Annotated in this window: 21 protein-coding genes; 10 read left to right on the top strand and 11 right to left on the bottom strand. The window is 60.0% G+C overall.

The window, feature by feature from the left end; translation table 11 throughout:
- Nucleotides 1-164: 164 nt before the first annotated feature.
- From pcaF to IFT47_RS01255, 5 genes are all read right to left on the bottom strand, one after another.
- Entirely contained in the window at nt 165-1,367 is a 1,203-nt protein-coding gene (gene pcaF, locus IFT47_RS01275; RefSeq protein ID WP_192171693.1) for a 3-oxoadipyl-CoA thiolase, read from the bottom strand.
- The gene (locus IFT47_RS01270) at nt 1,364-2,143 is read right to left on the bottom strand and encodes a CoA-transferase subunit beta (RefSeq protein ID WP_192171694.1); all 780 of its coding nucleotides are present in this window, start codon (nt 2,141-2,143) and stop codon (nt 1,364-1,366) included. The genes pcaF and IFT47_RS01270 overlap by 4 nt, the downstream gene beginning before the upstream one ends.
- The gene (locus IFT47_RS01265; protein ID WP_192171695.1) at nt 2,140-3,000 is read right to left on the bottom strand and encodes a CoA transferase subunit A; all 861 of its coding nucleotides are present in this window, start codon (nt 2,998-3,000) and stop codon (nt 2,140-2,142) included. Before IFT47_RS01265 ends, IFT47_RS01270 begins: the two co-directional genes overlap by 4 nt.
- Nucleotides 3,001-3,158: 158 nt before the next feature.
- On the bottom strand, nt 3,159-4,001 hold the full coding sequence (gene pcaR / locus IFT47_RS01260; RefSeq protein WP_192171696.1) for a pca regulon transcriptional regulator PcaR: 843 nt from the start codon (nt 3,999-4,001) through the stop codon (nt 3,159-3,161).
- 416 nt (nt 4,002-4,417) lie between these two features.
- Nucleotides 4,418-4,615, bottom strand: coding sequence for a hypothetical protein (locus IFT47_RS01255; protein ID WP_192171697.1), 198 nt, complete (start codon nt 4,613-4,615; stop codon nt 4,418-4,420).
- A 205-nt stretch (nt 4,616-4,820) separates the two neighbouring features.
- Between IFT47_RS01255 and IFT47_RS01250 the strand changes: the two genes are divergently transcribed.
- Nucleotides 4,821-5,018, top strand: coding sequence for a hypothetical protein (locus tag IFT47_RS01250; protein ID WP_037014498.1), 198 nt, complete (start codon nt 4,821-4,823; stop codon nt 5,016-5,018).
- A 244-nt stretch (nt 5,019-5,262) separates the two neighbouring features.
- A complete protein-coding gene (locus tag IFT47_RS01245; RefSeq protein WP_192171698.1) occupies nt 5,263-6,735 on the top strand; it encodes an inorganic phosphate transporter in 1,473 nt (490 codons plus the stop codon).
- Nucleotides 6,736-6,795: 60 nt separating this feature from the next.
- On the opposite strand, the gene IFT47_RS01240 is transcribed toward IFT47_RS01245, so the two are convergent.
- A complete protein-coding gene (locus IFT47_RS01240; RefSeq protein WP_192171699.1) occupies nt 6,796-8,286 on the bottom strand; it encodes a helicase HerA-like domain-containing protein in 1,491 nt (496 codons plus the stop codon).
- Nucleotides 8,287-8,515: 229 nt separating this feature from the next.
- Between IFT47_RS01240 and IFT47_RS01235 the strand changes: the two genes are divergently transcribed.
- The 3 genes from IFT47_RS01235 to IFT47_RS01225 are packed head-to-tail and all read left to right on the top strand — an operon-like array spanning nt 8,516 to nt 11,392.
- Nucleotides 8,516-9,628 (top strand): glycosyltransferase family 4 protein, encoded by a 1,113-nt coding sequence (locus tag IFT47_RS01235; protein ID WP_192171700.1) that lies wholly within the window; start codon nt 8,516-8,518, stop codon nt 9,626-9,628.
- Nucleotides 9,621-10,400, top strand: a complete 780-nt coding sequence (locus tag IFT47_RS01230) for a DUF2334 domain-containing protein (protein ID WP_197983663.1) — start codon at nt 9,621-9,623, stop codon at nt 10,398-10,400. The genes IFT47_RS01235 and IFT47_RS01230 overlap by 8 nt, the downstream gene beginning before the upstream one ends.
- Complete coding sequence (locus IFT47_RS01225) at nt 10,397-11,392, top strand: flippase-like domain-containing protein (RefSeq protein WP_192171701.1); 996 nt, start codon at nt 10,397-10,399, stop codon at nt 11,390-11,392. The genes IFT47_RS01230 and IFT47_RS01225 overlap by 4 nt, the downstream gene beginning before the upstream one ends.
- On the opposite strand, the gene IFT47_RS01220 is transcribed toward IFT47_RS01225, so the two are convergent.
- On the bottom strand, nt 11,369-11,557 hold the full coding sequence (locus IFT47_RS01220; RefSeq protein WP_192171702.1) for a hypothetical protein: 189 nt from the start codon (nt 11,555-11,557) through the stop codon (nt 11,369-11,371). The genes IFT47_RS01225 and IFT47_RS01220 overlap by 24 nt on opposite strands.
- A gap of 126 nt (nt 11,558-11,683) precedes the next feature.
- Nucleotides 11,684-12,535, bottom strand: coding sequence for a formyltetrahydrofolate deformylase (gene purU / locus IFT47_RS01215; protein WP_192171703.1), 852 nt, complete (start codon nt 12,533-12,535; stop codon nt 11,684-11,686).
- 347 nt (nt 12,536-12,882) lie between these two features.
- Between purU and mvaT the strand changes: the two genes are divergently transcribed.
- Nucleotides 12,883-13,260, top strand: coding sequence for a histone-like nucleoid-structuring protein MvaT (gene mvaT, locus IFT47_RS01210; protein ID WP_192171704.1), 378 nt, complete (start codon nt 12,883-12,885; stop codon nt 13,258-13,260).
- 99 nt (nt 13,261-13,359) lie between these two features.
- Here mvaT and sbcB read toward each other — a convergent pair whose 3' ends face one another.
- Complete coding sequence (sbcB, locus tag IFT47_RS01205; protein WP_192171705.1) at nt 13,360-14,790, bottom strand: exodeoxyribonuclease I; 1,431 nt, start codon at nt 14,788-14,790, stop codon at nt 13,360-13,362.
- Between the two features lie 235 nt (nt 14,791-15,025).
- Here sbcB and IFT47_RS01200 point away from each other — a divergent pair, with 235 nt between their 5' ends.
- From IFT47_RS01200 to IFT47_RS01185, 4 genes are read left to right on the top strand one after another with little or no spacing between them, the layout of a single operon-like run.
- The gene (locus IFT47_RS01200; RefSeq protein ID WP_192171706.1) at nt 15,026-15,763 is read left to right on the top strand and encodes an RDD family protein; all 738 of its coding nucleotides are present in this window, start codon (nt 15,026-15,028) and stop codon (nt 15,761-15,763) included.
- Nucleotides 15,760-16,740 carry a stage II sporulation protein M gene (locus IFT47_RS01195; protein ID WP_192171707.1) on the top strand — a complete coding sequence of 327 codons (981 nt, stop codon included), beginning with the start codon at nt 15,760-15,762 and terminating at the stop codon, nt 16,738-16,740. The genes IFT47_RS01200 and IFT47_RS01195 overlap by 4 nt, the downstream gene beginning before the upstream one ends.
- Nucleotides 16,727-18,373 carry a DUF4129 domain-containing protein gene (locus IFT47_RS01190; RefSeq protein WP_192171708.1) on the top strand — a complete coding sequence of 549 codons (1,647 nt, stop codon included), beginning with the start codon at nt 16,727-16,729 and terminating at the stop codon, nt 18,371-18,373. The genes IFT47_RS01195 and IFT47_RS01190 overlap by 14 nt, the downstream gene beginning before the upstream one ends.
- Entirely contained in the window at nt 18,370-19,596 is a 1,227-nt protein-coding gene (locus tag IFT47_RS01185) for a DUF4350 domain-containing protein (protein WP_192171709.1), read from the top strand. The genes IFT47_RS01190 and IFT47_RS01185 overlap by 4 nt, the downstream gene beginning before the upstream one ends.
- Nucleotides 19,597-19,647: 51 nt before the next feature.
- On the opposite strand, the gene IFT47_RS01180 is transcribed toward IFT47_RS01185, so the two are convergent.
- Nucleotides 19,648-20,334 carry a zeta toxin family protein gene (locus IFT47_RS01180; RefSeq protein ID WP_192171710.1) on the bottom strand — a complete coding sequence of 229 codons (687 nt, stop codon included), beginning with the start codon at nt 20,332-20,334 and terminating at the stop codon, nt 19,648-19,650.
- Nucleotides 20,335-20,377: 43 nt separating this feature from the next.
- Nucleotides 20,378-20,641 (bottom strand): hypothetical protein, encoded by a 264-nt coding sequence (locus tag IFT47_RS01175; RefSeq protein WP_192171711.1) that lies wholly within the window; start codon nt 20,639-20,641, stop codon nt 20,378-20,380.
- Between the last annotated feature and the right edge of the window lie 168 nt (nt 20,642-20,809).

Genomic DNA, 20,809 nt, shown 5'->3' with positions numbered 1-20,809 from the left:
TCTCCCCAGGTGTTAGTAAGGTCAGCCAGTCTAAGACATAACCTGCAACATTTAGACTTAAGCAGTAACGTTTCGACATCACAAGGACAACCACCCAAGTCAGCAAGTTGCCCCTTTCGCGGAGGCAAGCGATGACTCGGGTGGCTGAGTTGCAAAAATGTCGTCTAGCGCTCTATTGCGAGGGCCAGCCCCTGCCCCACGCCGACGCACATCGTGGCCAGCGCTTTGCTGCAGCCGGTTTTCTCCAGTTGGTGCAAAGCGGTCAGAACCAGACGCGCACCGCTCATGCCCAGCGGATGCCCCAGCGAAATCGAGCCGCCGTTTGGGTTCACCTTGGGTGAATCGTCAGCAATGCCCAATTCACGCAAGACCGCCAGGCCCTGACTGGCGAATGCCTCGTTGAGCTCGATGACGTCGAAATCACTGACCGACAAACCCAGCCGTGCCACCAGCTTGCGTACCGCCGGGACCGGGCCAATGCCCATGACGCGAGGCTCAACGCCGGCGCTGGCCATCCCCAGTACGCGAGCGCGCGGCGTGAGGCCGTGTTTCTTGACGGCGTCGGCGGACGCCAGAATCATCGCCGCCGCGCCGTCGTTCAGGCCTGCCGCGTTGCCCGCTGTGACGGTTTTGCCAGCCCCGTTGACCGGCTTGAGCTTGGCGAGCGCTTCAAGGCTGGTGTCGGCACGGGGGTGCTCGTCGGTGTCGACGACGGTCTCACCCTTTTTGTGGGCGACGCGCACGGGCACGATTTCCTCGGCGAAGAAGCCCGAAGCCTTAGCCGCCGCCGTACGCTGCTGGCTGCGCAGAGCAAAGGCGTCCTGATCCTGCCGGGAGATGCCGAAATCCTCAGCGACGTTGTCGCCGGTCTGCGGCATGGTCTCAACGCCGTACTGGTCCTTCATCTGCGGATTGACGAAACGCCAGCCCAAAGTGGTGTCTTCCAGCTTCTGGCCGCGGCCGAATGCCGTGTCGGCCTTGCCCATCACGAACGGCGCGCGGGACATGGACTCGACGCCGCCGGCAATGGCCAGCTCCATCTCACCGCAGGCAATGGCGCGGAACGCAGAACCCACCGCGTCCAGGCCGGAAGCACACAAGCGATTGAGGGTCACGCCCGGCACGCTGGCCGGCAGACCCGCCAACAGCGCAGCCATGCGCGCGACGTTGCGGTTGTCCTCCCCGGCCTGATTGGCGCAGCCGAGAAACACTTCGTCCAGCTCATCCCAATTGACAGACGGGTTGCGCGCCATCAGGGCCTTGATCGGCAGCGCTGCCAGATCATCCGCCCGAACGGTCGCCAGACCGCCGCCAAAACGGCCAATGGGGGTGCGAATCGCGTCGCAGATAAAGACGTCACGCATCATGCTTCTCCCGGCGCCTGGCCATGGGCTGTTGCGGTGCGCGCCTCCAGATCGCGCAGCGCAGTCAGTTCGTACTCGGTAGGCGCTTCGGATTGCACGACCGTTTCGGCAAAGCGTACGTTCCAACCGGTGGCGGCGATGACCTGCTCGCGGGTCACGCCGGGGTGCAGCGTGGTCACGACGAATTCGTGGGTGCCCGCTTCCGGCTCCATGATGCACAGGTCAGTGATGATGCCGACCGGCCCGGCGCCCGGCAGGCCGAGGCGCTTGCGGGAGTCGCCGCCTTCGCCGTGGCCCACCGAGGTCAGGAAGTCCAGCTTGTTGACGAAGGTCCGTGGCGATTGCTTGAGGATGATCAGCACTTCTTTGGCCGACCCGGCAATTTCCGGCGCGCCTCCGGCACCCGGCAGGCGTACTTTCGGCTGGTGATAATCGCCGACCACCGTGGTGTTGATGTTGCCGAACCGGTCGACCTGAGCCGCGCCGAGAAACCCGACGTCGACCCGCCCGCCCTGCAGCCAGTAACGGAAGATCTCACTGGTGGACACCACGGTGTCAGCGGTTTCCGCCAGTTCGCCGTCACCGATGGACAGCGGCAGCACGTCAGGCTTGGCGCCGATCGGCCCTGATTCGTAAATCAGCACCACGTCGGGCGAGGAAGTGAGGCGCGCCAGATTGGCCGCTTTCGAGGGCAGACCGATGCCGACAAAGCACACGGCGCCGTTTTTCAACCGGCGCGCGGCGGCGACGGTCATCATTTCGCTGGTGGAATAAGTCATTGGTGAGCCTCCGCCGCGTGGGCCAGCTTGTGCTTGAACTCACTGAAGTCACGGGTGCCATGGATGTATTCGTCGATCCAGGCGGTAAAGGCCTCACGGTCGCGGGCGATAGCGTCCCACGCTTGATAGAAACGGTTGTCGCGCTCGTAGTAGCCGTGGGCGTAGGAAGGATGAGCGCCGCCCGGCACGACGCAAACAGCACTCAGCGCCCAGGTGGGCAGTACGCAGGCGTTCATCGGCGTCTTGAGGTCATCGACAATTTCCTCGACCGTGACAATGCAGCGCTTGGCCGCCAACGCCGCTTCTTTCTGAACCCCGAGAATGCCCCATAGCAGCACGTTGCCTTTACGGTCAGCTTTCTGCGCGTGGATCACCGTCACGTCGGGGCGTACCGCCGGCACCGCCGCCAGCACTTCTCCGGTGAACGGGCAAGTGACCGACTTTATCAGCGGGTTGACCTTGGGCAGGTCCGAACCGGCATACGCCCGCAGCACCGCGAACGGCAGCCCGGATGCGCCCGCCACATAGGCATTGGCGAGGTCGGCGTGGCTGTGTTCTTCAATCTCCATGGGCTGCGGCCATTGCCGTTCGACGGCATCGCGAAGCCGATGCAACGAGCCAACCCCGGGATTACCGCCCCACGAGAAAATCAGCCGTTTCGCACAGCCTGCGCCGATCAATTGGTCATAGATCAAGTCAGGGGTCATGCGCACCAGGGTCAGATCTTTCTTCTTCTGACGAATGAGCTCATGTCCCGCCGCGGTAGGAATGAGGTGAGTAAAGCCTTCCAGTGCAACGATGTCGCCATCGTTGACGAACTGCTTCACGGCCTCGTGAAGGGAAAGAATTGCAGCCATGGGGTGCTCCAGGTTCACACTCGTTTGCCCCGCCATTTAAGGCGTGGCGTTGAGAATGAGGTTATGCCTGGGCACGGGCTGGAACAATCCGATAACCGACTAAGTGTTCGATCACCGAACGGAGAGTGACGGGCAGCTCATGGGTTCAACAGGCTGGGTCAGGTAAACAGCTGCGTGCTCAGGTCACGGCTGGCATTCAGCATGATTGGCAGAAACTTCTGCTCCAGATCATTGCGCGCCACCCGACCCGCACTGGTGCTGACATTCAGCGCCGCGAGTACCTGACCCGATGCGTCGTAGACCGGCACGGCGATGGAACGCAAACCCTGCTCCAGTTCCTGATCGACAATGCACCAGCCCTGTTGCCGCACTTGCTGCAAGCATTCGAGCAAGGCTTCCGGGGTGCGTAAGGTGCGGCTGGTTTTGGGTTGCAGATCGACGTGGTCGAGGTATTCCCGCAACGACACATCGTCCAGCGCCGCCAGCAGAATCCGGCCCATAGAGGTGCAATACGCCGGCAAACGTCCGCCCACCGCCAGGTCCACAGAGATCAATCGCTGAGTCGTCGCGGAGCGGGCTATATAAAGAATGTCATCGCCTTCCAGCGTGGCCATGTTGCAGGCCTCGTGCAGTTGGTCACTCATGCGGTCCAGATAGGGCTGTGACGAAACCGCCAGGGGTGTCGAGGACAAATAGGCATGGCCAAGCGTCAGCACTTTAGGCAGCAGCGAGTAAGTGCGCCCGTCAGTGGTGGCGTAGCCCAACTTGATCAATGTATGCAGGCAACGACGAACCGCCGCCCTGGGGATTTCGGTGCGATGGCTGATCTGCGCGATGGTCAGGTGCCGCTTGCGTTCCTGGAACGCGTGAATGACGGCCAACCCTCGCGCCAGAGAGGTCATGAAGTCAGGATCGCCCGTGAGCGCCTGAATCCTTTTAGCAGGAGACGCAACAATCGGCGGCGCAAGTGACGTGAAAGAATTACGCAATTGATCGTTCATGCTGGCACCGTTCGTCGTGGCCGCGAAAGCCTTGTAGAACGCCACTCTCGCCGTTTTTGAAGCCCACGGCAAGCCAGCTTTGGGCGATTATCGAACGAGTGGGCGATAATCGCAATTGACCGGCTGCCCAGTTGCTTATACCTTTCACATGCCATATGAGGCTTCTTTGGATTACTGGTCAGGTACCCACTGAGAAGTCCCAGGCACGGTCTTGCTAACCCAAGGCCGTTTTTGTCTCTGCCCTCCCCATTTATGTGTAACCGTTTAAATACACATCATTGTCCGCACGGTCATAAGCCGAGAATTTTACGTCGCCAGAAAACTGCCTGCGGCGTTAAACATTTGACTCGCCAAGTTGCGTCATAAATCAGACTGTCCAACTTAGGAACCTTCGTACATAAAAAAGGTATAAATCCTCAGTTGTCCGGCTGCGACAGTCTCGACAGTTGACTCGCCTGCGCATCTTCGCGATAGTGGCCGTCATTGAAGCCCAATAACGCTATCGCGTGTTTAAATCCTCGCCCCATCTGGCATGGATCCAAACACACGCAGACATTGTTCGACTCGATCGCAATGTTCAGCGACGGCAGGCCAATACCTTGGTCATCAGCCATCCTGCAGGCAATCAATAAAGAATGTTGCTACGACAGTTTTGTCATTCCGGTGCACGTAGCCGCCCTTGGTTGAAGTGTGAATCGTCTTGGCGCAGCGTCCCTGCCCGATGGTTATTCCTGATCCGATACATTGCGATCGTCAGGTCCGACACTTTCAGACTCGGCGTCATCACCGGGATTAAACTCGACCCGATCAGGTATTAACGTGACCAAAGATGAACTGCGCGCAGAATTAGAGCGCCAGGAACAACGTTACAAGGAAGTTTACGGCGGCGAAGTGACAACATACGCCGCCCAGCCCGAACCAGAGCGCAAGCCGTGGCGCAAACGGGCCAGCCTGCTTGACCAGGCGTTCAAGCAAGAGCTGCAAAAGATGGAAGAAGAACTCAAGGAAGAGCCATGAGCCGCCGCTTGCCTGTCGCTGACTCAAACAGCTGACGGCAAGCGTATTCATCGCGTTGAAGGCCAGGTTTTACAGACTCGTCCAGGGTTCAGGGGTGCTTCGCACTTTCTTTCCCGGCAGGAAGTCGACGGGCAGGCGGGACAGAAATTTCGTTGCAGGCTGCTACCAATGAGCGGCGCGCCTATCGCGCAGTTTTTTTTCTGTCATAATCCCGCCCCCTTAAGACCGGGTCAGAAAACCTTCCATGATCGATCTATTCAGCGGACTGGATGCTTGGGTAATTGTGAGCTTGTTGCTCGCCCTTGCGTTTGTCCTCACCTTCGAGTTCATCAACGGCTTTCATGACACCGCCAACGCGGTGGCGACAGTCATTTACACCAAGGCCATGCCGCCCCATCTGGCAGTATTTTTCTCGGGCGTGTTCAATTTCCTCGGGGTGCTCCTGGGTGGGGTCGGCGTGGCGTATGCCATCGTCCATCTGCTGCCGGTCGAGTTGTTGATCAACGTCAACACCGGTCATGGTCTGGCGATGGTGTTCTCGCTGCTGGCTGCGGCCATCACCTGGAACCTCGGCACCTGGTATTTCGGCATCCCGGCGTCCAGCTCCCATACATTGATCGGTTCGATTCTGGGTGTAGGCCTGGCCAACGCGCTGATCAATAACATCCCGCTGGGCGAAGGCGTGAACTGGCAGAAAGCGATCGATATCGGCGCCTCGCTGGTGTTCTCGCCACTGGCCGGTTTCATCGTGGCAGGTCTGGTTCTGTTGGCGCTGAAAGCCTGGCGCCCCCTCTCCAAGATGCACAAGACTCCAGAACAACGCCGCAAGCTCGATGACAAAAAACACCCTCCTTTCTGGAATCGCCTGGTTCTGGTGATTTCGGCGATGGCAGTGAGTTTTGTGCACGGCTCCAACGATGGTCAGAAAGGCATCGGCCTGATCATGCTGGTGCTCATCGGTATCGTCCCGGCGCAGTTCGTGCTGGACCTAAGCACCACGACTTATCAGATCGAACGCACCCGCGACGCGACCCAGCACCTGAGCCAGTTTTATCAGCGCAACAACGCGACGCTGGGCGAGTACCTGGCGCTGGGCAAATCGGCGGCGGGCGACTTGCCCGAGCGTTTCAGCTGCAACCCTGAGCAAACCGAGCCGACCATTGATGCTCTGCTGAACAACCTCAAGGGCGTCAACGACTACCACACCCTCGCACCGGAGCGTCGCATCGAAGTGCGTCGCTACCTATTGTGCCTGGACGACACGGCACGCAAAGTCGGCAAGCTGCCTGCGCTGGATGCCCGTGAAAAATCGGATCTGGAGAAGCTGCGCAAGGACCTGACCGCGACCACTGAATACGCGCCGTTCTGGGTCATCTTCGCCGTTGCACTGGCGCTGGGTATTGGCACCATGGTTGGCTGGAAACGCGTAGTGCTGACCATCGGTGAGAAGATCGGGAAGCAAGGCATGACCTACGCTCAGGGCATGTCCGCGCAGATCACCACCGCCAGCGCCATTGCGCTGGCCAACGTGTTCAGCCTGCCTGTTTCAACGACTCACATCCTGTCGTCCGGCGTGGCCGGGACCATGGTGGCGAACAAGAGCGGCCTGCAGGGCGGCACGGTTCGCAACATTCTGCTGGCATGGGTGTTGACCCTGCCCGCCACGGTCGCGCTGTCGGCAGGGTTGTTCTGGTTGGCGTCCAAAGCGCTGGCCTGACCTGACTGCACCGCCTGACCTGAAAAGCCCATTCATTGAATGGGCTTTTTTGTGGGTGCGCTAGCGGCGTTTCTTGCTGCCGCCCAGCAACGATCCCATCAACCCGCGCACCAGTTCGCGACCGATCTGGGTGGCGGCCTGGCGCATCGCACTTTTGACCGCCTGCCCCGCCAGCCCGCCCAGAAAACCACCGGCCATATCGGCAAAGCCGCCTTCTGACTTCTCCTCAGCGGCGGGCTTCTGCGCAGGATCCGCCGGGGCGCCCTTGCGCGCCAGGAGCATTTCGTAAGCCGATTCGCGATCCACGGGTTTGTCGTAACGACCGGCCAGTGGCGACCGTGCGATCAGCGTGTCGCGCTCAGCCTGGGTCAACGGCCCGATGCGCGATTGCGGCGGCGCGACCAACACACGCTGGACGATTTCAGGCGTGCCCTTGTCCTGCAGCGTGCCCACCAGCGCCTCACCGATGCCCAACTCGGTCAGCACCGAGAGCGCGTCGAACTCGGGATTGGGGCGAAACCCGTCCGCAACGGCCTTCAGCGATCGTTGCTCCTTGCTGGTGAACGCGCGCAGGCCATGCTGAATGCGCAAACCGAGTTGCGCCAGAACGGAGTCCGGCAGATCCCCCGGCGACTGAGTGACGAAATACACGCCGACGCCTTTCGAGCGAATCAGCCGCACCACTTGCTCCAGCCGCTCCTGCAGCGCTTTCGGCGTATCCGCGAAGAGCAAATGCGCTTCGTCGAAGAACAGCGCCAGCAACGGTTTATCGGCATCGCCGCGCTCAGGCAATTGCTCGAACAGCTCGGCCAGGAGCCACAGCAGGAAAGTGGCGTAGACCTTCGGCGACTCGTGCACCAACCGGCTGGCGTCCAGCAGATGAATCTGCCCGCGGCCATCGCTCGCGGGCTGCAAGATGTCTTCCAGTTGCAACGCCGGCTCGCCGAACAAGGCCTCGGCGCCTTGCTGTTCAAGGATCGCCAGCCGACGCAGCAGCGCCTGACTCGACCCCGTGGTCATCAATGCGCTGTCGTCGCCGAGGACTTCGGGGTTGTCGCGCAAATGATTGAGCAGCGCCTTGAGGTCCTTGATGTCCAGCAACAACAGCCCTTCCCGATCCGCCACCTTGAACGCGGCGTACAGCGCCGATTGTTGGCTGTCCGTCAATTCCAGCAAACTTCCCAGCAGCAGCGGGCCCATTTCCGACAGGGTTGTGCGCAACGGATGGCCCGTTTCACCGTGCACGTCCCACAGTGTCACCGGATAGCCCTGAGGTTTATGGTGCAGCCAGGGCATGCCGGCGATGCGCTCGGCGATCTTGCCTTGAGGGTTGCCCGGGGCGCCGAGCCCGCAGAGATCACCCTTGATGTCCGCCGCGAACACGGCCACGCCGGCGTCGCTGAACACTTCCGCCAGGCGCTGCAAGGTGACGGTTTTCCCGGTGCCAGTCGCGCCGGCCACCAGCCCGTGACGGTTGGCCAGACGCATCGCCTGCCCGATCGGCTGGCCCATCAGGTCAGCACCAATAAGAATCTGTTGTGAGTCAGGCATCCGTTCACCCAAGCGTTGCATTCGATATTTCCGAAGGGACTGCGGAGACAGCCCAATTGGACTGGCACCGCCGAGCCTCCCTCAGGCCACCTCGCTACTCTAGCGCAAGACTCTGGCGCAAGCGGCGTAACGCTAGTTCATGGGCGTGGGTGCGACGATCTGCAACCGAACATCTGTATCTGTAGATGGTCAACCCCAGAAGGACTGAATCAATGGACGAAGGCATCCCATGCACATTGCTGACATGACCATGTTCTACGCCCCTGCAAGCGGCGGCGTGCGCACGTACCTGGATGCCAAACACCGCCGCCTCGCGCTTTACCCGGGCGTGCGACACAGCCTGCTGATCCCGGGCCCGCAAAGCAGTCATGAAGACGGCGTGTACCGGGTTCCGGCGCCGCCCGTACCGTTTGGCAACGGCTATCGTTTTCCACTGCGCGTCGGTCCCTGGCGAGAGGCCCTGCGAAGTCTGCGGCCAAACCTCATTGAGGTCGGCGATCCTTATCTTACCGCCTGGGCTGCACTGGATGCCCGACGCCAACTGGACGTGCCAGTGATTGGCTTTTACCACTCCGACTTGCCGCTGCTGGTGAGCAACCGGATTGGCACCTGGCTGGGGGCCAATGTCGAGAATTACGTCAGCAAGCTCTACGGCAATTTTGACCGAGTGCTGGCGCCGAGCGCGGCGATGGCGGACAAGCTTATCCGCCTGGGTGTGAAGAATGTTCATGTGCAGCCGTTGGGGGTTGATCTGCAGACGTTCCATCCCTCCCGGCGAGATCCTGGTCTCAAGGCCGAGCTGGGCCTGCCGGATGAAACCCACCTGCTTATCTTTGCGGGCCGAGGTTCGAAAGAGAAAAACCTGACCGTTCTGCTCGACTGCATGAAGGCGCTGGGCGCGGGTTATCACCTGTTGCTGGTGGGCTCCCATATGCCGACCGGCGTGCCGGCCAACGTCACGGTTGTGGATAAATTTCGTCCTGCTGCCGAAGTCGCGCGCCTATTGGCGAGTGCCGATGCGCTGGTACATGCCGGGGATCAGGAAACCTTCGGTCTGGTGGTGATTGAAGCCATGGCCAGCGGGATTCCGGTGGTGGCGGTCGATGCCGGGGCCTTCCGCGAAATCGTCCCCGAGCACTGTGGCCTGCTGTGCGAACCCAATCAACCACCGGCCATGGCGGCAGCGGTGCGTCAGCTGTTTGCCGAGAACGCCCCATCCCGAGGCGAAGAGGCGCGGCGTCATGTCGAGGCACATTATGCGTGGGACGCCGTGGTCGCCGGCTTGCTCGGCCATTACCAGGCAGTCCTCGGCGCCCGTCAGCCGGTCTATGCCCATGGCTGAGATTCCCGCAATCACGCAGCGCAGCCTGTTACTGGTGCTCCACGACGTGGCCCCGCAAACCTGGCCGGATTATCGATCCTTCGTTGAGGCGGTCGACAAGCTAGGGAACATTCCCATCACCTGGCTGGTGGTGCCGAATTTCCACAAGCACGATCCGATCGACGCCAACCCGAATTTCCAGCGACTGATGCACGACCGCCTCGCACGGGGCGACGAACTGGCGCTGCACGGTTATTACCATTGCGACGACAGCCCTGCCCCACGCACGCCGCAGGACTTTTTCATGCGGCGCATTTACACCTGGGAGGGCGAGTTCTACACCCTTGACGAGCATCAGGCGACTCAACGGCTTGAAGCAGGCATGGAGGTGTTCCGGCGCAACGACTGGCCGCTTCACGGATTCGTCGCTCCGGCCTGGCTGATGAGCGAGGGCACACGCAATGCCCTGCGAAAATTGCCGTTGGACTACACAAGTGATGCCCAACACTTGTATCGTCTGCCGGACTTTTCCGAGATCGATGCGCCCGGCATCGTCTGGAGCGCTCGCAGCGCCTGGCGCCGGGGCGTATCGAAAATCGTCAGCAACCACCGTGAGGCTCAATTGCATAACGCCGCAACCATCCGTCTGGGGCTGCACCCCGTAGACATGCGCCACGACTTTTCCCGTCGTTACTGGCTGCAAGCCCTTGAGCGCTTGTTGAACGACGGCCGTACGCCGATGAGCAAATTTGCCTGGTTACAGGGCCTGAATGCCGCCAGGTCTGCGGCGTGAGGCGACTTGGCTGGCTCGCAGCAGCACTGATACTCGCCCTGCTGATTCCGTTCTTCATGGGCGGCGCAGACATGTTTCATCGCCTGCGCAACTTTCCGGTGATGCTCCTGATCGGCATGTTCGTCATGGTGTTGGTGGGCTGGTGCATGAACACGATGCGCCTGCGCCTGTTGCTCGGCGACGCCGCCAGCGGCATCGGCATGCGCAAAAGTCTCGCGGTGGTGATGGCCACTGAGTTTGCCTACTGCGCGACGCCCGGGGGCAGCGGCGCGCCCTTGACGCTGGTCGCCCTGCTCTCGCGCAGCGGTATTGGTCCGGCGAAAAGCACAGCGGCCTTTGCCACTGACCAACTGATGGATCTGGTGTTTTTTCTCCTCGCGCTGATCGGCATCCTGATTTACGCAGTGTTCCACCAGCTCAGCGAAAACCTTGAATGGATGCTCATTGCCAGCGCCCTGCTAATCGGCGCGGGACTTTGTGCCTGTGCCGGTTTCGCTCGTTATCACCGACGCATCATTCTGTTCAACGGCCGGGTGCTCAAGCGCCTGAAACGCAAGAACACCACGCGTATTCGCTGGGCGCGCAAGCTGCTGCACTTTCGCGACGCGCTGGCTGAAACCTGGAAAATGCCCCACCGCATTCTGCTGCAGGTATTTGCGCTGACCTGCGTGCACTGGAGTCTGCGTTACAGCGTGCTGTACCTGGCGCTGCAAGGGTTGGGCGTGAATATCGACTGGGCGTGGACGTTTCTGGTGCAGATGCTGTCGCTGAGCGCCGGGCAGTTCAGCCTGTCGCCGGGCGGTGCGGGAGCGGCGGAGTTGACGTCGGCGGCCTTGTTGGCGCCGATGGTGGGCAAGTCGACGGCAGCGGCCGCGATCCTCATCTGGCGGATCGTCACCTATTACTTCTATCTGGTCGCGGGCGGGCCGGTGTTTCTGCTGATGGTCGGGCGCCCCCTTTTGAACAAGTTACTGCGGATCAAGACGGTCTGATTCGTCTTCCTGTCTGGCAGACGTCAGTTCTTTCCATAAGGCTTCCGCCCCCTCGAAGTTCGTGCCGTCTTCCGGCGACAGTGCGTCGACGTCGTAACGGCTCAGGCATCCCTCGCCAAGGGTCGGCGGGGCTTTGGATGTGGCTTTGTCGAGGGGGTCGGTCATGGTGATTCCGCCTATCGTGCCGGAGAAGCTGCACTGTTCGCAAACAATCGAGTTGCAGTAAGCCGCTGAACTTAAGCGGCTCACCCAAACCGCTTAATCACTGCTTAATCACTGCTTAATCACTGCTTAATCAAAGACGACTGTCTTGTTGTCATGCACCAGCACGCGGTCTTCCAGGTGTGCGCGCAGGCCGCGAGCAAGCACCATCTTTTCCACGTCGCGACCGAAGCGCACCATGTTTTCAATGCTGTCGCGATGGCTGACGCGCACCACGTCCTGCTCGATGATCGGACCGGCGTCCAGTTCTTCGGTGACGTAGTGGCAAGTAGCGCCGATCAGTTTCACGCCACGCAGCGACGCCTGGTGATACGGCTTGGCGCCGACAAACGAAGGCAGGAAGCTGTGGTGAATGTTGATGACCTGATGCGCGTATTCCCGGCACAGTTGCGGCGGCAGGATCTGCATGTAACGCGCCAGCACAACAACGTCGGCTTCGTGGTGTTTGACCAGACGCGAGACTTCGGCGAACGCCGGCTCTTTGTCTTTCGGATCAACCGGCACGTGGTAATAAGGAATGTTGTGCCACTCGACCATACTGCGCAGGTCCTGGTGGTTGGAAATCACGCAGACGATTTCACAGTCCAGTTCGTCGCTGTGCCAGCGGTGCAACAGATCGGCCAGACAATGGGACTCCCGGCTTGCCATGAGCACGACGCGCTTTTTCTGCGCGGAGTCGGTAATGCGCCAGTCCATCGAAAACTCTTCGGCGATGGGCGCAAAAGCTGCACGGAAACCTTCGAGGTCGAAAGGCAGGGTATCGGCACGCATTTCATGACGCATGAAAAACCAGCCGCTGAGATTGTCAGAGTGATGGCTCGCTTCGGTAATCCAGCCGTTGTACGAGGCCAGAAAGTTACTGACCTTGGCAACGATACCGACACGGTCCGGGCAAGCAATCACCAGACGAAAAGTGCGCATGTGAAAAACTCCAGAACTTCGCAAAGGCCGCCATTCTAGCGATTACCTGACGACTGTGCAGTACCCGTATGCCGCTGATTTCAGGCGGCAAAAAAGCGCACCCTTCGGGGATAAATGCATTAGTGCCGTACCGGTTCATCGGCGACGGAAATTCGACGCCAGACACTTCGCTGAAAACAGCAAGGTCATTGGCGTTCTATAACGCTACATGTGTATCTAAATCGAGGGTATGTCTGCGGCTATTTCAAAATGCTACGGATAAAACTTTTCTTAAATGTTTACTTGCGCAAACACTCTGATTATTATGCGCCCATCGCATCATGCCCATCACAACATAGGTATCCCCCATGTCACTGATCAACGAATACCGCGCAACAGAAGAAGCCATCAAAGAACTGCAAGCCCGCCTGCAAAATCTGCAACAAGACGACAAACTGCAGAAAGAACTTGAGTTCGAAGGCAAACTGCGCACGTTGATGGGCGAATATCAGAAATCCCTGCGCGACATCATCGCGCTGCTGGATCCAGACTCCAAAATGAAGGCTCCACGCGGCGCTGTTGTAAAGCCGGTCGGCACCAAACGCGCTCGCAAGGTCAAGCAATACAAAAACCCGCACAACGGTGAAATCATCGAAACCAAAGGCGGCAACCACAAGACGCTGAAAGAGTGGAAAGCCAAGTGGGGCGGCGACGAGGTTGAAGGCTGGGCAACTCTGCTGGGCTAATTGCCGGTTTTAGAGTCAGCCGTCGCGCAGAGATGTTCGACTCAAAAAGACGCCAGCCATGCTGGCGTTTTTTATTGCCTGCCATTTACCCCTATGCGCTTATAGTCCCAGACGCTGTTTCAACACCAGAGAGTATTCCTGCCACTGGGCGAGCACTTTGAGTTGCTCGGGCGTGGCCTTCAGCGAGAGTTCGACCAGCGCACGGCTGAACGCCTTGAGCGTATTGGGGGCGCCGGCCTGAGGATCGCTCAGGCGCAACTGACAAAACGCCAACCAGCGCTGTTGCTCTGCAACGCTCAGGGTTTCGGCAAAGTTGCGGGCGCGGTAGCGGAATAACAATTCAGGCAATCGGGGATCATCGAACGGCCAGCCATCGGTAGCCAGTTGCTGGGGCTCGGCAATGCGCACCTGCTCGCAGAGACGACGATCCCGATCATTGATAAAGCCGTCGTACAACTGCTGTTCCGGATCCTCACTGACAGCGAAGTTGTCGTTCGCATAGACGCTTTTCAACTTGTCCTGCCAGATCGTCTGCCCTTCATTCAAGGCGGCCACGCGCGTTTTATAAACACTCATGTCCAGTTGCAGACGCTGACGGTCCTCCTCGCGAAGCACGCTCAGCGGGGCAATGACCGGGCATTTATTAACATGCAGCAATTTCAGCGGAACCGGTAACTGGCCTTCGAGCAGATCTTCGCGGCGAGTATATAGACGCTGACGCAAGGTCTCGCCGTCTTCGTCCAGCAACGGGCTGTGGTCATGGAACAGGTCACAGACAATCAATGCATTTCGGTTCACCGGATGCCAAGCCAGCGGAAGTACGACGCTCACATAACTTCGCGCTGCGGAAAAACGACCCGATATATGCACAAGTGGCTGCATCAATCGAATCTGATCTTGGACCTTGTGCCTGAAGCGCAAGCCAAAAAGATAATCGTAAAGTTTGGGTTGCTTATCGCGGACCAGACGCGCCAGCGCGATGGTTGCGCGGACATCGGAGAGCGCGTCATGGGCATGACCATGATCGATCCCGTTGGCCGCCGTCAGCCGCTCAAGTTTCAGCGTGACCCGGCCCTCTTCTTGCGGCCAGACAATGCCCTCCGGACGCAGCGCATAAGCCGTGCGCACCACATCAATCAAATCCCAGCGGCTGTTGCCGCCCTGCCATTCGCGTGCGTAGGGATCGAAAAAGTTGCGATAAAGACTGTAGCGGGTCATCTCATCGTCAAAACGCAACGTGTTGTAACCCGCGCTGCAGGTGCCGGGCAGAGACATCTCCGCGTGCAGTCGGGTCATGAAGTCTGCTTCACACAAGCCTTTTTCCGCGAGCCGGTCAGGCGTGATGCCTGTCACCAGGCATGCCGCCGGATGGGGGAGGATGTCATCGCTGGGCTGGCAATACAGATTGATCGGCTCGCCGATCTCGTTGAGCTGATCGTCCGTACGAATGCCCGCCACTTGCAGCGGCCGGTCGTTGCGTGGATTGATCCCGGTGGTTTCGTAGTCGTACCAGAAGATGCTGGAAGTCACGGGCTGATCCTGAACAAAAGACCGGGCGAGTTTAACAGATGCCCCCCCGCGCCTGACGCCAGCGAATACACACCGCGGCCCGGGATAGGGCGACACAGTTTGTGCGAAAGTGGCGGCTGTCGAAGGCCAGCAAGTTGTAACAGGCTCTTTCCCACACATTGTCCAGAATCATCCTGTTGCTTAGCCACTCCGGCGTGGCTAGCATCAAACCTCTTTCACCGGCGTACCTTTTTCTATGTCCCTTTCCCATGCAGAGCCAGGATTTACTGCACCGCTTGCCCTGCTGGACACTCGTGTTCGCATGGAAACGCCCGAGGGCATAGACCTCATCCTGCGCCCTGCGGGGTTACTGTCCCGGTCAATTGCTTTCGCCATTGATCTGATGATTCGCGGCGCGCTGCTGGGTGCGCTGTTTTTCGTGCTGGGAACACTGGGCGACTTCGGCACCGGGCTGTTCATGCTCGCGCTGTTTATCGGGACCTGGGGCTATATGGTGCTCTTCGAAGTGCTGCATCAAGGGCGCACGCCAGGCAAGCAGATCATGGGGCTGCGGGTCATTCACGATGACGGCACCCCGATTGGATGGTCGGCTTCAGTGCTGCGCAACCTGCTGCGCTTTGTCGACATGCTGCCCTTCGGCTATTGCGTCGGCGCGTTTACGTGTTTGCAGCACCCGCTGTTCAAACGCCTTGGGGATCTGGCGGCGGGCACGCTGGTCATCTATCGGGACGTGCCCCCGCAACGGCCGCCACTGGCTGAAGCCACCGCGAGGATTCCGCCGCTGCCCCTCTTGCTGGAGGAACAGCGCGCCATACAAGCCTTTGCCGAGCGGCAAGGCACACTTTCTTCGGCGAGGGCTCAAGAGCTTGCTGCCATCGTCACGCAGCCTTTGCAGTTGTCTAGCTCGCGAGGTCCTCACTACCCGGTCCAGCAATTGAATGGCATAGCCCGCAGCCTGGCCGGCTCGTCATGAAGCAAAGCCTGTTCGAACAACGCCATGCAGAAGACTGGCAGCGTTTTGCAACACGCCTTGAGGCGCTGGAAGCGAGTCGCCGCAAAAGCGGGTCCGGTGCCGGCTTCAGCCGCGAATACCGTCAGATCTGCCAACAGCTTGCGCTGGCAATCGACCGTGGCTACGCCAGTCATCTGGTCGAGCAACTGCAGCAGCTTGCGATGCGTGGGCACCAGCAGTTGTATCGCCACCGAAGCCAGTTGAGTGCGCAGTTGCTGAGCTTTGTGCTGGCGGACTTTCCACGTCTGGTGCGTGCCGAATGGCGATGGGTCGCCCTCGCCGGCCTGCTGTTTTTTGGCAGCCTGACGCTCATGGCGCTGCTGGTCTACGGCTATCCGGATCTGGTCTACAGCGTCGTCAGCCCCGCCGATGTCGCCGGAATGCACGCCATGTACGAGCCCGCCGCACGGCGTATCGGGCAAACGGCCGAACGCGCGTCGAGCACTGACTGGCTGATGTTCGGTTACTACGTCATGCACAACGTCGGCATTGCTTTCCAGACCTTTGCCAGTGGCCTGCTGTTAGGCGTCGGCAGTCTGTTTTTTCTGTTTTTCAACGGACTGATGATTGGCGCGGTCGCGGGCCATCTCACCGACGCGGGCATGGGCACAACCTTCTGGCCGTTCGTGGTTGGACACAGCGCCTTCGAACTGACCGGCATCATGCTGGCGGGTGCAGCGGGGCTGAAACTCGGATGGGCACTGGTCGCTCCCGGCCGACTGCGCCGAGGCGAGGCACTGCGCCGCGCTGCACGGATCAGCGTGCGACTGATTGGCGGGGTCATGCTGTTCCTCCTCATCGCGGCATTCATTGAAGCGTACTGGTCGTCGATGAGCTGGCCGCCCGCGGCAGCCAAATATGGGGTGGGCGCTTCTTTGTGGTTGCTGGTCGGCGCCTACCTGACTCTTGCCGGACGCACGCCCCATGCGCCTGACTGACGCCAGCGTTGTCATACGCCCACGCACGCCGTGGGAGGCCCTCGACCTGGGCGTTCTCCTGGCGCAACGGCACCGCGCCTTGCTGATGACCAGCTGGGCCATCGTCACCTTGCCGATCTTCGCGCTGCTGACCCTGCTGCTGTGGGATTACCCGTCAGTGGCAGTCCTCGTGTTCTGGTGGCTCAAGCCAGCCTACGAACGGCTGCCGCTGCTGATTCTGTCCCAGGCGCTGTTCGGCCCGCCACCGTCACTCAGGCAGGCGCTGAAAAGCTTTCCGTCGGCACTCAAGCCGCAGTTGCTCGCGAGCCTGACCTGGCGGCGTCTGAGCCTCAGCCGCAGTTTCTATCAGCCGGTGCAGCAACTGGAAGGACTCGACGGGTTGTCCCGGGCGCAGCGCATTGCCGTGCTTGGCCAGAAGGATTCCCGGGCGGCGCGTCTGCTGACCGCCTTGGGCAGCACCCTTGAAATGACCTTCTGGATCGGCCTGATGGTGCTGTTCTACGCCATGATTCCGCCGCAGATCGAAGCCGACTGGTCGTGGCGCAGCCTGCTCGACATAGAGGGTGAGTGGAACTGGCTGGAGCATCTGACCAACGGGTTTTATGCCCTAGTGCTGATCGTATGGGGCCCGGTTTATGTGTCCTGCGGATTTGCGCTGTACCTCAATCGCCGGACCACGCTGGAGGCGTGGGACATCGAGCTGGGTTTCCGCAAGCTGCGTCAGCGTGTTCTGGGCAGCGCACTGGCGTTGTTAATGGGCTGCTTCCTTGCACTGACATTGTTGCCGTCTTCTGCCATGGCAGAGTCCGCCCCAAACCAGTCGATGGCAGATCGGTCGATGGCGGACGAAATACCCAGCGAGTCGGGTAACAGCTGCCCGCTGCCGCCGCTGGACAACCCGCAGACCGACGAAGACGTTGCACCACCCGATTCACCTCGCCTGCTCAATCAGCCGCTGACCAGCCAGGCGTCGCAGAACGTCATCCATGCCGTGCTTGAACAACCGCCGTTCAAAAATCCCAAACCGGTGTCCGGATGGCGCATCGCCCAGCCCGCTTACGATGCCAAGCATGATGCCAAGTCAGCCGAGACACCGAACTGGCTGGCGCGACTGGTCGTCGGCGCGCTCAACGTAGGCAAGACCCTGTCGGCGGTATTCGGCGCGCTGCTGTGGACGCTGCTTGGCCTAACGGTCGCGTGGGTGATCTGGCGCTATCGGACCTGGTTCGCCACCTTCGTCGGCAAAAGCCCCCGCAAGGCGACGGCTCCACGAGACATCCCTCACCAACTCTTTGGCCTGCAGGTCCGCGCTGAAACCCTGCCGACGGATGTCGCCGATGCAGCGGAAAGACTCTGGCAACAGTCACCGCGCGAGGCATTGAGCCTTCTTTATCGCGCACTGCTGAGCCGCCTGTTGACCGATTACCAACTGCCGCTGAAAAGCGCCGACACCGAGGGCCAGATACTGGCACGCATTGCCGAGCTCAAGCAGCCATCCCTTGATGACTTCAGCCATGAACTGACGCGCCACTGGCAGAACCTCGCCTACGGTCACCAAGTGCCGCCGGATCAGGCGCGACACACGCTGTGTTCAGGCTGGCGGAAATTGTTCGCGCCGGGAGCAGGCGCATGAGCCGGCGCTGGATCATCGGGCTGGTCGCCGCGTTGATGCTGGTGAGCCTCGTCATCGCCAGCGTGCCCGCGCTGAAGCGGCTCGAGCGTTATCAGGAAACCGTCGACCAGGGACCCTCGCCTGAAGCGCTGGCCAACCCTTACCTCGCCGCGCAGACGTTCCTGCGTCAGCGAAACATTCAGGTGAAAACCGCTGAAACGCTTACCGCTCTCCCTGACATCCGCGACCAGCCGCAAACGCTCATGCTGCTGGATTTCCGCGAAAGGATGACGCCGTCCGAGGTCAAGCGCTTGCTGGCCTGGACCCGATCAGGCGGCCGTCTTCTCTTTGTTGCCGAACAGCTGTGGGACCCGACCAAGGGAAGCAGCGGCGACCTGTTGCTGGATCAACTGCAGATTCACCAATTCCTCACCCAAGACCTGCAAGAGCAGGACCGCGAACGCCAGCGCGAACAACTCAAGCCGGTCATCCCGTTGAGCACGCCGGACATTCAAGGCCCGGAAACACCGTGGCCCGAGCTGACCCGGCTGTTCGTGCAAAACGAAAACGACCCGGCCTACATGAGCTTCGACCCGGCCTTCCATCTGGATGACCCCGAGGACCATGCGCAGTCATGGGCCAACAGCGCTGACGCCACGCACCTGCTGCAAATGGTGTACGGCTCTGGATTAATCACGGTTGTCACCGACGCCGACCTGTGGAAAACACAGGCCATCGGCGAATACGATAATGCCTGGCTGCTCTGGTATCTGAGCCAGGACAGCACCGTCACGATGGTGCTGCGCACTGAACACGACAACCTGTTCGGGCTGCTCTGGAAATACTTCCCCCAGGCGCTGCTCGCCCTGGCACTGTGCCTCGTTGCCACGCTGTGGCATGCAGGCATGCGCCATGGCCCGATGTTGCCGATCCTTGCGCGCGGCCGTCGTCAGCTCAGCGAACACCTGCGTGCAAGCGCCGACTTCATGCTCCGCCGCGAAGGCGAGCACGGCGCGTTGCGCGCCTTGCAGCAAGACATCCTGCGTCGCGCCCGGCAACGGCATCCGGGCTTCGAGACCCTGGCCGTCACCGAACAATGGCAAACGCTGGCGCGCATGACGCGTCAGTCCACCAGCCACATCGGCCAGGCGTTGCGTCCGCGGCCGGAGCAGCGCTTGTCCAGCAGCGAGTTCACCCGTCAGGTTGCGTACCTGCAAACCCTCAGGAATGCCTTGAATGCGTAAGCGGACAATTCGCAGCGTCATATCGCTGCGCTGGCAAGTGGTAATACCGAATCAGTCTTCGGCTGCGCCCAGAACTTTGTCGACATAGTTCTCGACGAACCAATCGGGCAAGTTCTCGAACCGGAATTCGAAATCGGTGCCGTCGGTGACTTCTGCAAGCAAGACAGCCTCGGCCTCCGAGTTATCGAAAATGTAAGCACGATGGGTCGCCTCGACTGCGGCAGGAAGTAAATCAAGGGAGCCCTTGTAGCGCTTGCGGATTTTGTCTTCGGGTACGTTGTGCCCACCCTCCGCAACCCGGTTGGCTACCCGTTGAATATTGATGTCCACAGAGTCGGTGGAAACGTAATAGAGGTATGTGCGATAGCCCTTGCGCTGCGCCAGCTCCAGAAACTCGACTTTGTCAGGGCTGGACATCACCGTTTCAAAGGTGAAATTTTCGCCAAGCTCCAGTAACTGATGTCGAATAAAATCGGCAATTGCCGAGGCGAAATAGGAATCCATGGGTACGCGCGTGAAATCAATGCGGTCGCCATCCAGACCGATCAACTTCGCCTGTACCTGCCTGTTGAATCTGACGAGCAGCGAATGCTGGTCGATAAATGAATGCAATATTTGGGGCGTGGTGTGAATTTTGTAGATGGAGAGGTCCAGAAAGCCGGTCGCTTTGACATCGTGTTCGATGTCATCGGCGTTCACGTAGATACCAATGAGGTTCGCCGGAACAAAGCCTTTCATCGTGGATTTGCCGCTGCCATTAGGCCCCGCCCAGCAGCGCGCCCTAGGCACTGGCTTTCAGCCGGCGAACCTTGTGCACCTTGCCTAACAGGACCTTGGTACGAGGCTTGGCTGGGGCGATCACCCGCACCGAGCCGTCAGCTTTGGCTTCAACCATATTGGAGCCCTGGATGCGGTACACAGTCAGCCCCGACGACAGCGCCCGGTAGTATGCCGAGAGGGTCGCGCTTGCAGCCAATACAGGGATTTTGTCCTCAAGGTTCAGCATGTCTTCTTCAGACAGTTTTTTCACGTCGACCTCAGCCATGATGTTCTCCGGCATTCAGTTTCATTCGGTAAGCAGCTTCGTCGGGATTCTAGCCCAACTGGGGCCACCAATCTTGACTGTGTTGTGTCACAGGATCCGACTGGGTCCTCTCAGGGTTCTCGACATACACTCAAGATCGGACACATATGGATTCGGCTTTTTCCTGTC

The organism is Pseudomonas sp. CFBP 13711, assembly GCF_014842265.1.
Lineage (GTDB): Bacteria > Pseudomonadota > Gammaproteobacteria > Pseudomonadales > Pseudomonadaceae > Aquipseudomonas.
This window is presented reverse-complemented; position numbering and strand designations above follow the sequence as displayed.